The 16,349-nt window shown below is 39.3% G+C and carries 12 protein-coding genes; 6 read left to right on the top strand and 6 right to left on the bottom strand.

What is annotated here, in order from left to right:
- Nucleotides 1-43 precede the first annotated feature (43 nt).
- Together WAX86_RS17885 and WAX86_RS17880 are read left to right on the top strand one after the other, a co-directional pair.
- Entirely contained in the window at nucleotides 44-583 is a 540-nt protein-coding gene (locus WAX86_RS17885; protein WP_005305582.1) for a YaeQ family protein, read from the top strand.
- An 84-nt stretch (nucleotides 584-667) separates the two neighbouring features.
- Nucleotides 668-1,315 (top strand): YdcF family protein, encoded by a 648-nt coding sequence (locus WAX86_RS17880; RefSeq protein WP_341489422.1) that lies wholly within the window; start codon nucleotides 668-670, stop codon nucleotides 1,313-1,315.
- Nucleotides 1,316-1,478: 163 nt separating this feature from the next.
- On the opposite strand, the gene WAX86_RS17875 is transcribed toward WAX86_RS17880, so the two are convergent.
- Nucleotides 1,479-2,264: a thioredoxin domain-containing protein gene (locus WAX86_RS17875; RefSeq protein ID WP_341489421.1), complete on the bottom strand. Its 786-nt coding sequence runs from the start codon at nucleotides 2,262-2,264 to the stop codon at nucleotides 1,479-1,481.
- 307 nt (nucleotides 2,265-2,571) lie between these two features.
- On the opposite strand from WAX86_RS17875, the gene aphA reads away from it, so the two are divergent.
- Nucleotides 2,572-3,297, top strand: a complete 726-nt coding sequence (gene aphA, locus WAX86_RS17870) for an acid phosphatase AphA (protein ID WP_005305572.1) — start codon at nucleotides 2,572-2,574, stop codon at nucleotides 3,295-3,297.
- Between the two features lie 66 nt (nucleotides 3,298-3,363).
- Here the strand turns inward: aphA and WAX86_RS17865 are convergent, their stop codons facing one another.
- Nucleotides 3,364-4,665, bottom strand: a complete 1,302-nt coding sequence (locus WAX86_RS17865; RefSeq protein ID WP_341489420.1) for a GGDEF domain-containing protein — start codon at nucleotides 4,663-4,665, stop codon at nucleotides 3,364-3,366.
- Between the two features lie 268 nt (nucleotides 4,666-4,933).
- Nucleotides 4,934-6,937 (bottom strand): exoribonuclease II, encoded by a 2,004-nt coding sequence (locus tag WAX86_RS17860; protein WP_005305565.1) that lies wholly within the window; start codon nucleotides 6,935-6,937, stop codon nucleotides 4,934-4,936.
- A gap of 525 nt (nucleotides 6,938-7,462) precedes the next feature.
- Between WAX86_RS17860 and WAX86_RS17855 the strand changes: the two genes are divergently transcribed.
- Both WAX86_RS17855 and cfa read left to right on the top strand, forming a co-directional pair.
- Entirely contained in the window at nucleotides 7,463-9,406 is a 1,944-nt protein-coding gene (locus WAX86_RS17855; protein ID WP_005305562.1) for a DEAD/DEAH box helicase, read from the top strand.
- Nucleotides 9,407-9,844: 438 nt separating this feature from the next.
- Nucleotides 9,845-10,996: a cyclopropane fatty acyl phospholipid synthase gene (gene cfa / locus WAX86_RS17850; protein WP_065171422.1), complete on the top strand. Its 1,152-nt coding sequence runs from the start codon at nucleotides 9,845-9,847 to the stop codon at nucleotides 10,994-10,996.
- 112 nt (nucleotides 10,997-11,108) lie between these two features.
- Here the strand turns inward: cfa and WAX86_RS17845 are convergent, their stop codons facing one another.
- The 3 genes from WAX86_RS17845 to WAX86_RS17835 all read right to left on the bottom strand — a co-directional run bounded on the left by WAX86_RS17845 (nucleotide 11,109) and on the right by WAX86_RS17835 (nucleotide 14,981).
- A complete protein-coding gene (locus WAX86_RS17845) occupies nucleotides 11,109-12,452 on the bottom strand; it encodes a TldD/PmbA family protein (protein ID WP_341489419.1) in 1,344 nt (447 codons plus the stop codon).
- Nucleotides 12,452-13,837, bottom strand: a complete 1,386-nt coding sequence (locus tag WAX86_RS17840) for a TldD/PmbA family protein (RefSeq protein ID WP_239970874.1) — start codon at nucleotides 13,835-13,837, stop codon at nucleotides 12,452-12,454. The genes WAX86_RS17845 and WAX86_RS17840 overlap by 1 nt, the downstream gene beginning before the upstream one ends.
- A 154-nt stretch (nucleotides 13,838-13,991) precedes the next feature.
- Nucleotides 13,992-14,981: a GTP-binding protein gene (locus tag WAX86_RS17835; RefSeq protein WP_341489418.1), complete on the bottom strand. Its 990-nt coding sequence runs from the start codon at nucleotides 14,979-14,981 to the stop codon at nucleotides 13,992-13,994.
- Nucleotides 14,982-15,171: 190 nt separating this feature from the next.
- On the opposite strand from WAX86_RS17835, the gene modD reads away from it, so the two are divergent.
- Complete coding sequence (gene modD, locus WAX86_RS17830) at nucleotides 15,172-16,032, top strand: ModD protein (RefSeq protein WP_238070858.1); 861 nt, start codon at nucleotides 15,172-15,174, stop codon at nucleotides 16,030-16,032.
- Nucleotides 16,033-16,349 lie beyond the last annotated feature (317 nt).

Below are 16,349 nucleotides of genomic sequence, written 5' to 3'. Positions count from 1 at the left end.
GATGCCTGTTTTAAAAGGCAAAATTATTATAAAGGTGGCCATTATGGCTCTTAAAGCAACTGTATATAAAGCACATATCAATGTGGCAGATATGGATCGTCATGTTTATCTTGATGTTAACCATACTGTCGCGTGTCATCCATCAGAAACCATTCAACGCTTTATGCTACGCATTTTAGCTTGGGGGCTAAATGCCGATGAGAACCTTAAATTTACTAAAGGTTTATGTGATACTGATGAGCCTGATCTATGGATTGTAAATTACAGTGATGAGATTGAGCTTTGGGTTGAGTTAGGTCTTCCAGATGAAAAACGTCTACGTAAGGCCTCTCATAAAGCACAAAAAGTGATTTTATTTGCTTATGACAACAATGCGGCAACTATTTGGTGGCAACAGAATCAAAATAAGATTAACACACTTGATAATGTGTCGGTTGTATTTATAAATGATCAGACTTTAGTAGAGTTAGAGCAGGTTGCTGAGCGATCAATGCAGCTACAGTTGACCATTGAAGGTGAACAAGCGTGGTTGAGTAGTGACAAAGGCAACGTGACTATTATACCGGAGTGGTGGAAACGCTAAATTTGATATATTTAGTATGATTCTCAAGTAATCTGATGATGCTTGGATCTATGCCACTGCTTGGTAAACAAAAGGAGATATGCAGTGGCAGAGAGGTTGTATCAACATGCTCAAACAATCTGGGATTATCATGTTTTAAACCAAAATTTAAAACCAGCAGATTGTATTGTTGTTTTAGGTAGTAACGATGTTCGAGTTGCAGAGCGAGCAGCAGAGCTTTTTCATCTTGGTTTGAGCTCTAAAGTCTTATTTTCTGGTGGGGTAGGCGAGTTAACCCAAAATATGTTTGATTGCTCTGAAGCGGAAGCTTTTGCCAGTATTGCTATGTCGCTAGGTGTACCTCAAGACGCAATACTAATTGAAAGTCGCTCAACAAATACAGGAGAGAATATTCTCTTTTCTCAGCAGTTGTTCGATCAAGAAGGAATAAATCCTCAGTCTATTCTTTTAGTGCAAAAGCCATTTATGGAAAGAAGGGCTTTAGCAACGGCTCAAGTTTATTGGGCAAATAAGAATTTACAAGTTACATCACCGCGACTCTCTTTTGGTGATTATCCAAATGAAATTCTCTCATTTCCCGATATTGTTAATGTGATGCTTGGCGACTTGCAACGTATTGATGAATATCCAGCGTTAGGGTATTCCGTTAAACAAGATATTCCATCAGACGTATGGCATGCTTATGAACAATTGGTTGCTCTAGGGTTTAATGGTCACTTATTAAAGAAATAAAGATCTTACTCCTTGGCCACGACAGAATTTAAAGTCTTATCACTGATTTCTATATCTTGAAGTCACTTGGGCATATATTAAAATAGAGCAAATACAGTCAGTACTTGCTCTATTTTAGTAAGCGGCTTTTATACTCTTTCAAACAAAAAGAGTGCTATTGAGCTTACTTTGTTTTTGCTGTTAGATCTGCAATTGCGTTTTTTAGGCCTTGTGGGTCAAAGCCATTAATTACTTTTACATTGTCTTTATTTGCATTTTCAGTCGGCATAACAATAAGTGCAGGGGTGCCTTGGAAACCAAGTTCACTAAACAGTTTAAAGTTCTGCATAAAGCTATTGTCTAAATTCATCTTAGTGGTATCTACACCAACAGATTTCGCCGCTGTATCAACATCTACTTTAGTTAGATTACCTTCATCTTTACGCGTTGCAAAAATAGCATTGTGGTACTGTTCGTAAGCAGCACTGCCTTTCTGTTCAAAGATCCAATTACCCATATCTGCAGCATATTTAGATGCTTCCCAACGGTTAGCAAAAATAGGTGTCTCTTTGAAAATAAATTTAACATTTGGATTTGCTTTCTGTAGCTCTTTAACAATAGGTGCAATTTTAGAGCAATACATGCATTGGTAATCAAAGAATTCAATAACATTTACTTTTGCATCTTTAGGTCCAACAAATGGGGTCGCTTTATCATTAATTAGTTTATCGGTATTTTGGATAATGGCACTGACTGCTGCTTGTTGCTGTTGCTCCATCTGCTGTTTCTGAAGAGTCTCAGATGCTTTCACCAAAATTTCTGGGTGAGCGATAATATAGTCACTCGCAATTTTTTCGATCTGTGCTTTCTGTGCTGAAGAGAAATCAGCAGATGAAGCATTGTTTGCTTGGCTATCGTTACAACCCGTTAAAGCGGCAGTAATAAATAATGGTAGAAGATACTTTTTCATTGGAAACCTTGAGCAGAATAGATAAGTGATTTACGTATTAGAAAAGAGCAAAAGCTAAAGTTCCATAACTTTGTTGTAAGTTATTTGTAATGAGCATGCGCTCGCGGCTTTTTATTTATTGCTTAAAATGTATCTAATTGATTATTAATCAGATTTTATTGTTATTTTTGGGTTCTCTTTCTCGTGTGGTATTTAATAAAAACTTAAATTCCATATAGGGAATACTGCAGATGTGATTAATGTCGCTTTTTTCATCACTCAAGTTACGTAATTTTAATCACACCTTGTTATATAAAACATTCTTATTATGAATAAATCCTTTTTATCGTTAGTGCTTGGAACCGTATTGGCGAGTTCTTTTGTTATTGGTAGTGCATATGCTGATCCAAAATTAGCAGGTACTGAAACGGGCTACAGTTCAACTCAATTAATGCAAATGGGCGAACAACAGGCAAAACTTCATTGGGTTTCGGTTGCGGATATCGAAAAAAGCTTAGAAGGCAAGCCACCTATGGCAGTAGGCTTCGATATTGATGATACTGTTTTATTCAGTTCGCCAGGTTTTTATCATGGGCAGCAAGTCTTTTCGCCAAATGGCTACTCTTATTTAAAAAATCAGAAATTCTGGAATAAGATGAACTGTGAATGGGATGTATTCAGCTTACCTAAAGATATTGGTAAAGAATTGATTGCTATGCACCAAAAACGAGGTGATAGCATTTACTTTATTACAGGTCGAGATCCATCAACATGTAAAGAAATCACATCCGACTATTTACAAAAAGTATTTAATATTAAGCATATGAATCCGGTTGTTTTTGCGGGTTCCAGTAAAACAGAATATACCAAGACTAAATACATCAAAGATAACCATATCAAACTTTATTATGGTGATTCTGATGGTGATATTATCTCGGCTCGTCATGCAGGAGCTGAAGGTATTCGAATTATTCGAGCATCAAATTCAAGCTATAAACCAATTGCACAAAATGGTATTTATGGTGAGAAAGTGGTAGAAAATTCACAGTATTAATTTTCTACACGGCTTCCTTCACACGGAAAAATCACTCGGTTATATAGAATTCTTAAAGCGGCTATTTTATTTGGTCGCTTTTTTCTTTTTAGGCGTTCTTTTTTTCTTCTTCGTTTTACGCAAAGTGTGATCCACAGATACTTGATTTCGACCATCATCTTTGGCGTTATATAGAGCAATATCAGCTAGATTTAGTACATCATTTGGTGTCGGAGCAGAGTAACTATCGGCAACACCGATGCTGACTGTAATGTGGACAGCGTTTGGCTCTAAATCATTATGCTGGCGTTTCAGTCTACCTTGAAGCGCTGAAAGAGGTCTATTGTCATGGTCTCTTAACACCAAGTCATAGCAGGCAATTTCTTCTCGAACATATTCTAGTTGAGATTGTACTTCGTTGATGTTCTTGCCTTTAAATAAAAGGGTAAATTCTTCACCACCATAGCGAAAGACTTTTCCCACGCCTGATATTTTTTGACTGATCTGTGCGACAAGGCGTAATACTTCATCACCTGTTTCATGACCGTATAGATCATTAAAGTCTTTAAAATTATCAACGTCCATCATAGCAAGAGTATAAGTTCGGCCTAAATACTTTAGTTCAGTATCTAGTGCTCGTCGACCAGGGATTGTGGTTAAGGGATCAATATAGACTAATTCATGAGTTGATGTAATAAGGCTGCTAAGAAGCAAAATTGCAGCACAGGAATAACTCATACTGGATATGAACGGGTTATCAAACCATGCAAGAGTTATAAAGGAGAATAAAAGACAAATATAAATGGCCTGATCTGTTCGTTGGTTTCGTTTTAATATTGCAGAAGCGCTGCTACAAATAAGTGCGATATTAAGCAGTAATAATATTATTGGTAGCGGTGAAATATTGTTATAAGAATAAAAAACAGCATACCACCAATCAGAGAGTGCCGATCCATCGTAAAGCCATACAATAGCAATGGATAGGGCAATTTGAACCATATTAAAAATAAGCATGGCAAAACCGCATCGAGAAAGTAAGCGTTTTTCAGGAACGATATGCAGTAATAATAAATTTAGAGGTAATAATGCTGATAATAAGATATAGATTAGACGTGTATTGCCATTTGCTAATGGTTGTTGTAAACAATTTAAAATCAGGAAATAGGATTCAAGCATTAAGATCGCAATAATACCAATACGACCTTGATTAAAAGGCTGGCTGAGAATAATAACAAGCGCTAAAACAACGAAGGGGAGCACTTGTAAGCTTGCTTGGAAAGGTGTAAGCAAAGCATAGAGCTGAGGATAGGTGAAAATAAGCAATCCAGCTATCAGTAATGGGATAAGTAATCGAATACTGGCACTACGTAGCATAGAGAGAGAAAACATAGATATCCCTGATGAATAGTTTAACCAATGTCTGCTTATTCTTTTAGTGTACAAGAGCAGAAAATAATCCCAAGAAATTATACTCTTGATGAAACTAACAGCAAATTATAATGCAATATTTTGATTTTTATTTCAAATAAAATTCATATAATATAAATTTTGAATATATATCGATATTTACAAATAATAGTATTTACTCTTAATATCTTGTTCAAGCTAAGATAAAAAAGGCCAGAAAATACTGACCTTAATTATAAGTTTTTAACTATTATTGCTCTACTTGATTTTCATTATCTTGAGCTGTTGTTTTTAACTCTGGATAAGTCTTTACAGGTTTTGCAATAAGCTGACGTGTAGTCGAACGAATCTCTGCAAGTTTAACGTCAAAAGTATCTCCGAGCTTATACTCTTCAGTACCATCAATGCTAATTGTTCCCAATTCACCGCTGCATTGGATTCGTTCTTTATTGTCGATAATCAATGGTGCTGGAATAAAGACAGTTGCACCATTTTCAAGTAAACGAGCACGAATACCTGCACGATTGATATCAAAGACTTCTGCAGTAAAGACAGTTTCTTTTTTTACTGCATCTTTAAGTAAGCGGACATACAACCAATCGGCAACATCGCGTTCTGCCATACGGTGAAGACGGCGGTGTATAGCAATCTCTTCACCAACATTATCATCAGGTGTTTGCGTTGATGGATTGCCTGTAATAACAGATTTTAGTAAGCGATGGTTGATCATATCACCATACTTACGAATTGGTGAGGTCCAAGTTGCATAAACATCAAGACCCATTGCGTAGTGAGGGCCTGGTTTATTGCCCACTTCACTGTATGCTTGGAACTTACGTAGACGATTATCTAAGTAAGAACTCTCCTGCTGGTTTAACCAACGACGAAGCGCGCTAAAGCCTTCTAGTGAGATAACTTCTTCTTTTGAAAAAGGTGCTTCTGCTTTTGTTAAAAACTCCATTGCAGTATCGAGTTTTTCAAGATTAAAACCACTGTGTAGGTTAAAAACACCTGTTCCAAATTTATCTGATAGTACTCGACCCGCACAAATATTTGCTGTAATCATTGCTTCTTCAATCATACGGTTTGCAGTACGACGAAAATCAGTATGAATTGCAACAACATCATTATCAGCACTTAGCTCAAAACGATAATCTGGACGATCAGGGAAGATGACTGCATTATTTTGACGCCACTCGGTACGAGCATTCGCAAATGCATGAAGTGCTTTAATTTGTTCTTCGATAACAGGTGTTGGTTGCCAGTTATCACAATGTCCATTCTCTAAGTAATCTGAAACATTGTCGTATGATAGGCGGCCTTGAGATTGAATCCAAGCGGCAAAGAAGCTGATATCGTCTTGGATTTCGCCTTGTGCATTAACGGTAACTTGGCAACAAATAGCAGGACGCTTTTCACCTTCAATTAATGAACATAGCTCATCACTTAATTCACGAGGCAACATTGGAATGTTACGGCCCGGCAAATAAATGGTAAACCCACGCTCACGGGCTTCATCATCCATTTTGTCGCCAACAGAGATATAAGACGTTGGATCGGCAATAGCGATAGTAATTTCGAAGCTACCATCATCTTTCTGGACGGTATATAGCGCATCATCCATGTCTTTAGTTGAATCACCATCAATGGTAATAAAAGGTAATTCAGTGAGATCTTGACGTTCTAGACCTTCATCGATCATGTTCCAACTATCTTGCGGCGCAGGTTCAGCATTTGGCAGATCATGATGTGCTAAGGTTACCCACCATGGTGCAATTTTGTCATTGCTGTCTGTGATTTTTTCTGACACTTCGCAGAAGAATGTTTTATTGTCACCAACAAGAGGATGGCGAGTAATTTTAGCTACAACCCAATCGCCTTCTTTTAGTGTCTCTGGATTAACACCTTTGGCTGCTTTAGCTCGGATAGCATCTTTAAGTTGTGGATGATCGGGCACCACATGCATACGATCGCGGATTAATTTAATGCGGCCGATAAAACGCGTTAACGATGCTTCGATTAATTCTTGTGGTTCTGCAACTTCACGTTCTTTTTCCGTACGAATAATTGCCATAACACGGTCACCGTGCATAACATTTTTCATATAGTTCGGCGGAATGAAATAGCTTTCTTTACTGTCAACTTCTAAAAAACCAAAACCTTTGTCGGTCGCTTTAACGTTACCTTCTTTTTTGGTTAGAGTATCTTGGATTTGCTTTTTAAGCTGTGCTAGCAGTGGATTGTCTTGAAACATTATGCCCAGTCTCTGTTTAATAACCCTCACACTATACGTTTTTGATAATAGAAAACCAAGATTTGGTATTGAGTTTGTCTGCTCTTTTTAGTTGGAAACTTGTTAGTAGTGAATGAAAAGGGTGAGATGGATTGATTTTATTGATGAGTGATTGAAAGTAGGTTGTTTTGAAAGATCTTTAGGCTAATGAGGTGAAATATGAGGTTTAAATGTTGTTTAATTCTCAAAAAAGCCACCATTATTTGTCTACTCTTATATAATTACTCTTTAGGTTTCGGGGAGTTGTGCAAAGAAGTAGGCGTTTGATATCGATTTCTGCGCTTACCTGATATGCGTATTGTACAAATATTAGTTTTTCAATAGCCAATTTGTGACATTGTTCAATTTTTTCTGGATTTTTGCCCAGTATTGGCGCACAATGCGCGACTCTTATTTATCGAGGCCCATGCTTGTGGTTGCTGTTGCAGAACCGTTATATAGCCAAAGGGGCCCCGTTTTGTGTATGATTATCTTATTGGGATCCCAATGCAAGAATCTGTTACAGAATTTCGCCAGTTAGAACTGGCCGACACACTATTATCCGCACTAGATAAAATGGGCTTCGTTGCGCCTACACCTATTCAGGCGGCGTCAATTCCTCTTCTACTAACTGGTACTGATGCTTTGGGTAAAGCTCAAACAGGTACTGGTAAAACAGCTGCGTTCTCTCTTCCTTTATTGAACAAGCTAAAATTATCTCAGCATAAGCCTCAAGCAATTGTTATGGCTCCAACTCGTGAGCTAGCGATTCAGGTTGCTGCTGAAGTTAAAACTTTGGGTCAAAACATCCAAGGTCTTAAAGTATTAGAAATCTACGGTGGTGCATCTATCGTAGATCAAATGCGTGCACTTAAAAATGGTGCTCACATCGTTGTTGGTACTCCTGGCCGTGTTAAAGACCTAATCACTCGTGATCGTCTACACCTAGATGAAGTTCATACTTTCGTGCTTGATGAAGCTGACGAAATGCTAAAAATGGGCTTTGTTGACGATGTAACATGGATCATGGAACAAGCTCCAGAGACAGCACAGCGCGTTCTATTCTCTGCGACAATGCCTCCAATCGTTAAAGAAATCGTTGATCGTTTCCTACGTAACCCAGCTCGTATCGACGTTGCTGGTGAAAACCGTACTGTTGCTAAAGTTGATCAGCAGTTCTGGGTTGTTAAAGGCGTAGAGAAAGATGAAGCTATGATGCGTCTTCTTGAAACAGAAGATACTGACGCTTCAATCGTATTCGTACGTACACGTCAAGATACTGAACGTCTAGCTGATTGGCTATGTGCTCGTGGCTTTAAAGCTGCTGCTCTACACGGCGATATCCCTCAGTCTCTACGTGAGCGTACTGTTGAACACATCAAACGTGGTGTTATCGATATCCTAGTAGCAACTGACGTTGTTGCTCGTGGTCTTGATGTGCCTCGTATTACTCACGTATTCAACTACGATATCCCATTTGATGTAGAATCTTACATTCACCGTATTGGTCGTACTGGCCGTGCTGGTCGTGAAGGTAAAGCGATTCTATTGGTTCGCACTAACCAAATTCGTATGCTACGTACAATTGAGCGCGTAACAAAATCTCGTATGGAAGAAATTCAACTTCCTCTACGTGATGCTGTTGCTGAAGCTCGCCTAAACCGTTTAGCAAAAGAACTTGAAGCACAAAAAGAGCAGAGCAGTGTTGAAGCATTCGTTGAGCTTGTAGAAAAACTACAAGAATCAATTGAAGTGGATGCAGCGACTCTAGCAGCAATGCTTCTTCAGCGTCAGCAAGGTAACCGTCCTCTGTTCTACAAAGGTCCAGACCCAATGATCGCTGCTCTTGAGCGTGATAAACAACGTCGTGACCGTCGTGGTAATGACCGTGATCGTGGCGAACGTGGTGAGCGCGGTGAACGTCGCGAGCGTCGTACTTTTAACGCTGCAGATTGGGATACTTACCAGCTACAAGTTGGTCGTGAGCAAGGTATTCAGGTTAAAGATGTTGTAGGTGCAATTGCTAACGAATTAGGTCTAAACAAAGACTTCATCGGTGCAATCAAGCTTGCTCCTGAGCACACTTATGTTCAGCTTCCTAAGAAGATGACAGCAGAAGTTGCAGCTCAGCTGAAGAAACTACGTATTCGTCAGAACGAAGTGAAAGCTGTTGTTGTTGATGGTGAAGTTCTACGTGAACACCGTCGTGGCGGTCGTGATGGTAATCGCGATGGCAACCGTGGTGGTTACCGTGGCAACCGCGATGGTAATCGTGATGGCAACCGTGAAGGTGGTCGTGGTCGTCGTGATGGCGAGCGTCGTTTTGACCGTAACCGTGGTGGTGATAACCGTGGTACTTACCGTGGTGAGCGTAATCACGGCGGTGATCGCAATAACAGCAATGGTGGTGAGCGTCGTCGCTCTGATCGTAAGCCTCGCTTCGAATCATAATCAACCCCATTTGATGATTGCTAAAATCTAAATGAAAGCCAAGATGTAATGTCTTGGCTTTTTTATTAATTGTATTTTTATTGTGTTTACCTAAACTTTCTCGCTTCTCGCTTCTCGCTTCTCGCTTCTCGCTTCTCGCTTCTCGCTTCTCGCTTCTCGCTTCTCGCTTCTCGCTTCTCGCTTCTCGCTTCTCGCTTCTCGCTTCTCGCTTCTCGCTTCTCGCTTCTCGCTTCTCGCTTCTCGCTCATTTGTTAAATTTTATTGTTTATTAAATTCTATTTGTTTCATTTTTCATTTTAAGTATTTAAGCAAATCATTAAGATTAAATTTGAATTAACTTGATATTCAATACTTTAAAAAGAATTTGTTGTTTTAGAGTATTGAGTTTTGTCATAAAACATGTCAATTTGTCATACAAATAATAAAGGAATAATAGTAATGACAAACGAACAATTTTTTCAGCAGATTCTTGATTATGCCGATGTAAAAATAAATGGCGACCGCCCTTGGGATATCCAAATTTTAGATGATGCTGTTTATGACCGAGTACTTGAACATGGTTCGCTTGGTTTTGGTGAGAGCTATATGGATGGCTTGTGGACTTGTGATGCTATTGATGAAATGATTTCCCGAGTTCTACATGCCCATATAGAAGAAAAGTTAGGTATAGCGACAAAATTAAAAGTGGGTTTTAAAGCAGGTAAAGCTAAATTAAAACACTTATTTAATGCGCAGAGTATTGAGCGTTCAAGCCAAGATGTGCCTTTTCATTATGACTTAGGCAATGATCTGTTTGAAGCTATGCTTGATAAACGTATGACGTATACTTGCGCCTATTGGCAAGGTAAGCATGGTGCTGAGTACTTAGATGAAGCACAAGAGGCTAAATTAGATCTTGTCTGTCGAAAAATGGGGTTAGAGCCTGGAATGCGTGTGCTGGATATTGGTTGCGGTTGGGGTAGTTTCATGACCTATGCCGCTGAAAAATATGGTGTGATTTGTGATGGTTTGACACTATCTAAAGAACAAGCAGCATTAGGTCAACAGCGCGCTAATAACAAAAATCTTCCTGTGAACTTTATTTTGCAAGATTATCGCTTACATACAACAGAACAGCCTTATGATCGTATTGTTTCCATCGGAATGATGGAGCATGTAGGTCCTGATAATTATCACGACTATTTCAAAGCTGCATTTTCACTGCTAAAAGAAGATGGAATTTTCTTACTTCATACTATCGGCAGTCCAGAATCGAAATCAGAAGCTGATGCTTGGATTCATAAGTATATTTTCCCTAATGGGGTGATTCCATCTATGTGTCAGATTGGTGCAGCAGCTGAAGATTATTTTAATATAGAAGATGTTCATAATATTGGCCCTGATTACGATACTACGTTGATGGCTTGGTGTGAAAAATTTGAACAAGCTTGGCCAACGCTTGCAGATAAGTATGGTGAGAAGTTCTATCGGATGTGGCGTTACTATTTGCTCTCTTGTGCAGGCGCATTCCGTTGCCGAGATCTTAATGTTTGGCAATTTGGTTTAACTAAAAAAGGGGCGGAATTACCACATTCTGTTCGTGCCGCTTAATCTTATCTTATAAATTGTAATAATCGATAAAGAAAGCTCCCAACTAATGGTTTAGCTGGGAGCTTTTTTAGTCACTTATTTTAATCATTAAGCCGTTTAATAATAAGAGATATTATTTACCTGCAATATTTAAACGAGAAAAACGGATTGTTGGTGCATAAAAATCGCGTTCATCATCAGCATGCAGAACATTACTCATAACATCAATTTCTTTGATCATCTGATAAAAGTTACCTGCAACGGTAATGCCACGAACGGGCTGAATGCGTTGCCCATCTCGACACAAGAAACCACTGGCACCAAATGAAAAATCACCACTGACAGCATCAGCACCTGAGTGAACCCCCTGCAGATCGACTAATTCTAAGTACTCGCCAGCTGTTACATCACTCTCAGTCGCTGTGCCTGTAGAAATAACGGTGTGATTACCACCTACACTCAAGCCACCTTTTGCTGAACGTGAAGCGTGCGCTGTATTAGATATACCAAAATAGCTTGCTGTATGGCTGTTATGAAGCATACTTTGTAGCTCACCATTACCAATAAGCACAGTATCTTGACTAGCAAAACCTTCGCTATCAAAGCTTCCAATAGCAAAGCCTCCTGGCATATAGACTTTATCGGTAAGTGTTAGCTGGGTGCTGGCAACTTGGCTATGTAAAGCATCTCGCCATGGATTGATTCCCTTCATGGCAGATACCCCAGAGAAACATAAGCCAAAAGCGCCAAATAAACTGCTTAATGCATTATGTTCAAAAATAACCGAGTAAGCTTTTGTTGCAATCGGGGTTCCATCAGCTAACGCTTTTGCCATTTCATACCCATGCTCAATACAATGAGTTGGGTCAAGATCGCTAAATTTACGGCCTAAAGACATTGCTCCATACATAGATTGCTTATCATCACACTCATATAACGTGTATGCGTAGCAATAGGTTGAGCGAGACTTTTGATAACATTGAGTACCTTGAGTATTTGCGATAAGTACTTGGCTCTCTGATTCTGCAAATCCATTGTAGGGAGCCCCTTTAGCATTAGGTTTTGCAACGACTCCGCGCTCTAGACTGAGTGCTAAATCAATTTTTTGATCAGCACTGCCATCATCTTCCTGGTAAATTTCAGTAATATCTGTAGTAATTCGACTGTTTAAACAACTGATTTTTTGATGTTCATCAATCTGAGAATATTGCGCATTTAATAGTGCATTCTCAACCATGATATTGAGGCTTTGAGGCTCTAAAGATTCAGAGTAACTGGTTGCAACACGTTGATCTTTAACAACACGAACACCAATTACTTGGCCTGAAGTGACTTTATATTCGTCCAGTTCACCATTGTTGGCTTTTAGCGAGAAGTTGTTACTGCAACTGGCGATAACATCGGCTTCTGCTCCACGTTTTTGTGCTTTGTTTAAGACAAAGTCGATCGCTTGCTGTAATTGAGTTTGATCGGCCATTAGTTACCTCCACCAACAAGAATATTATCTACTTTTAATGTCGCTTGACCTACAGTAGTTGGTACAGAACCACTGACTGAACCGCACATACCTGCTGCCAACTCAAAATCACTTCCGACCATACTGATCTCTTTTAGTACTTTAGGACCTGTGCTGATAAGCGTGGCAGATTTAAGTGGTTTAGTGATTTTGCCATTTTCAATGAGATAAGCTTCTTGTACTGAGAAGTTAAATTCTCCTGTACCAGGCTGAACCGAACCGCCGCCCATTTTTTTCGCGTAGATACCACGTTCTACACCGGCAAGCATTTCGTCTAAGCTTGAGTTACCCGGTTCAATAAAGGTATTACGCATACGAGAGGTTGGGGCATATTTGTATGATTCTCGGCGACCAGAACCTGTAGATGCATAACCTGTTTTAAGACCGCCCATCTTATCAACCATAAAGCCGGTAAGTTGGCCTTCTTTAATCAATTGAGTGCGTTGTGTCTCAACACCTTCATCATCGATATTGATTGAGCCCCACTCGTTGACTAGAGTGCCATCATCAACGGCATTTACGGCGGAATTTGCAATCATCTCGCCCATTTTATCGTGGAATACCGAGGCTTTTTTCGCAACAGAGGTGGTCTCAAGCAAGTGGCCACAGGCTTCGTGGAAAATAACGCCACCAAAACCATTACCTATGATGACCGGCATCTCTCCAGATGGGCAAGCATCAGCAAACAGTTTAACCATCGCTTGTTTAGCAACATCTTGGCCTAACTGTTCCGGATCTATTTTATGATGAAATTCCCAGCCTGTAAGTGCTCCAGGAGCTTCATAACCACTTGATTGCTCTGTGCCATTTTGAGCAATAGCGTTGGCAGATAGGCGAGTGTAGTGACGAATGTCATTGATATGCAGCCCTTCGGAGTTAAAAATCTCTACTTTTTGTTCTCGACTACCAATGCCTGCAACTAATTGCGAGATTTTTTCATGTTCATTACGTGCAGCGTTATTAATTTTACGTAAAAAAGCTATTTTTTCCGCTAGATTCGGATCTCCACTAAGAGGGAGTTCGCAATGATGGCGACTCTCATAACGGCGTAAATCAAATGATATTGGAGCGACAATACGTTCACGTTTATCTTTCGCCGCCAGTAAGCTTGTTACACGCTTTAATTCTTCTTCGTCAGTGCTATTGGTATAACCGTAAAGGACTTTAAGCCCAAAAAACAGACGAATACCGATACCGAAGTCGATACCTGAGTTAACACGATCAATATCGCCTGAGATAAGTTGGACTGAGCTCGATTGATGATGCTCGACAAACAATTCGGCAAAATCCGCCCCTAAGAAGAGTGCGTGATCGATAACCGCTTTGGCTGTTGTAGAATTTAGCATAGAGTCTCCTTTGCTAATGACGAGATCGTTCAGCAATCAATAACAGCAAGTCAGTGAACGATTTTAATTGAGACAACCTATCACAATTTAAGATTGGACTGGCTTATCATTGTGATAGGTTTATTAGATGACCTGAGTGATCAATCAGTATGCATTAAGCTGCTGTTACTATTGAGCATAGGATATTTTCGAGCTCATCCCAAGGTAGAATTTCTTTATCAATGACTTCAAGGCGTGACTCAAACCCTTCTAAAGAAAGTTCATTAACAGTCACTATGCGGTTAACAACATTGAAGGCATAACACCCTTTATCTGTATTAACAACGGCCTTTACGCGCTCGGCATTAATATTCGAAAGAAGCGAAAACAGCTTAGAAAAGTCGAATAATTGTTCAGCCGCAAAGAACCATCCACAGCTATGATAGCCTTGGCCCTGATTTTCTTTACGAATAAACTGTTGTCCAGGCGCGAGTTCAAATTCAGGAAGGGGAGCTAACTCTGTATTATCGTCATTGTGATGGTGGTGATGGCTATGGCTTGCTTCTCGTTGCAACCGTTCTACATCTAGCCATGCTGGGTCAAGTTTGCCGTTTTCAACATGAGCAAGCAGTGCTTTTTGCGGTTCTGCTTTCGTAAGAGTCTCTTCAAACAAAAACAGATCATAGTCATCACATTGGTCAATTTTATTGGCAACGACGATATCTGCTAATGCCAGTTGGTCTTGGAAGTTCTCGTTTTCGGTATAGATTGACTCCGAGAAATGACGAGGGTCAACTAATGTGATGGTAGCTCTTAAATCAATATAGTTCTTATAGGTGTCAGAAGTGAGTTTGTTAATCACTTCTTTTGGATGACCAAGACCTGTTGGTTCAAGTAATAATCGGTCAGGTTTTTGTGCTAATAGAGCATTAATACCAACCGACATTGGCAGGCCCGCAACGCAACACATACAACCACCCGGTACTTCTTTAATTATCGCACCTTGTTGTTCCATCATTGCGCCATCAACACCGACGTTACCGAATTCATTGATTAGAACAGCCCATTTTTCATTTTCTGGCTTACGCGCCAACAGGGATAATATTGCGGTTGTTTTACCAGCGCCTAAAAAGCCAGTAATAATATTAGTAGGTATGCGTTTCATGCGGTTCCATTTCTCCATTAGCGTTAGACGCAGTTGACCTAGTGTACGTGACCTATTCTGACCATGCTAGTTTAGGACTCGAATTGTTTTTGGTTTGGTTAAAAAAAATCCGAGTTTATTACCCGTACCAGTTTTTTTCGGTACAATCGATATATTATTTTGTATATAACGATTAACAAGGATAGACCCTATGATTTATTTTTCTGAACAAGAATTAGATGCTCTGTTATTAGAAGATATTTACCGTGGGGATGTAACAACGCGAGGCTTAAATCTTACTCATCAAGAAGCTACGATGGTGTTTCGTCGAAAACATTCTGGTGTTGTCGCGGGAATAGATATATCAGTACGATTATTACAAAAATTAGGTTTAACGGCTTATAGCTATGCAAAAGATGGCGATATTGTTGATAGTGGATTTACGCTAATTGAAGCTAAAGGGTCTGCTGATAAATTGCATCAAGGTTGGAAAGTTGTGCAGTTGGTTTTGGAGTGGTGTTGTGGTGTAGCTCAATATACACATGCGTTAGTCACTCAAGCAAAAGCCATTAATCCAAATGCTATTATTGCGTGTACCCGTAAAAGTATCCCAGGAACTCGAAAATTAGCAACTTTAGCGGTATTAGCCGGTGGGGGGCATATTCATCGTGCTGGGATCAGCGAAACCGTTTTAGTTTTTACTAATCATCGACGATTATTAACAGAACCGAATAATTACGCTAAACAAGTTCAATTGCTGCGTCAATCTGCGCCTGAGAATAAAATCACTATAGAAGCTGATTCTTTAGCGGATGTTGTGCCTATTATTAGTGCAAAACCTGACATTATTCAGCTTGATAAATTTAGCATAGATGATGTGAACCGAGCTCTAGAACTGGTAAATAACGCAACACAATCAATCACATTATCAATTGCTGGCGGGGTAAATATCCATAATATTGAGCAGTATGCCTCAACTGGGGTTAATCTATTTATTACCTCTGCACCGTATTATGCTCAGCCTACCGATATTAAGGTGATTATCTTAGCAAGTGCTCTAGAAACAAATTAAATTTTCTTAATACCATCAAAATTAAAAGAAAAGATGTATAATAGTAACAATTGAACGCTGATTTTTATTGGTGGTAAACGGCTGTGGTGTCAAGTTTTTTATGCATCACTAAGGGTGCAATCTATGCAACAGTCTGTTTTTTTAATCACCAATAAAATTAGATAAAATAAGCGAAATATCAAAGAGGTATCTTGCTTATTAGTAGCAAAGTTACTTAAGGATGTAGACCTGATTATGCGTAGAAATAAAAGAATACTACTATAGATTCTTGACGCATTTAAAATCTTGAGAAGTTGATGTTGATGATATTACGAAAA

This window comes from Photobacterium damselae subsp. damselae, from assembly GCF_038086725.1.
Classification (GTDB): Bacteria; Pseudomonadota; Gammaproteobacteria; order Enterobacterales; family Vibrionaceae; genus Photobacterium; species Photobacterium damselae.
Note: the sequence above shows the minus strand (reverse complement) of the source record. Positions and strands in the feature narration are given on the sequence as shown.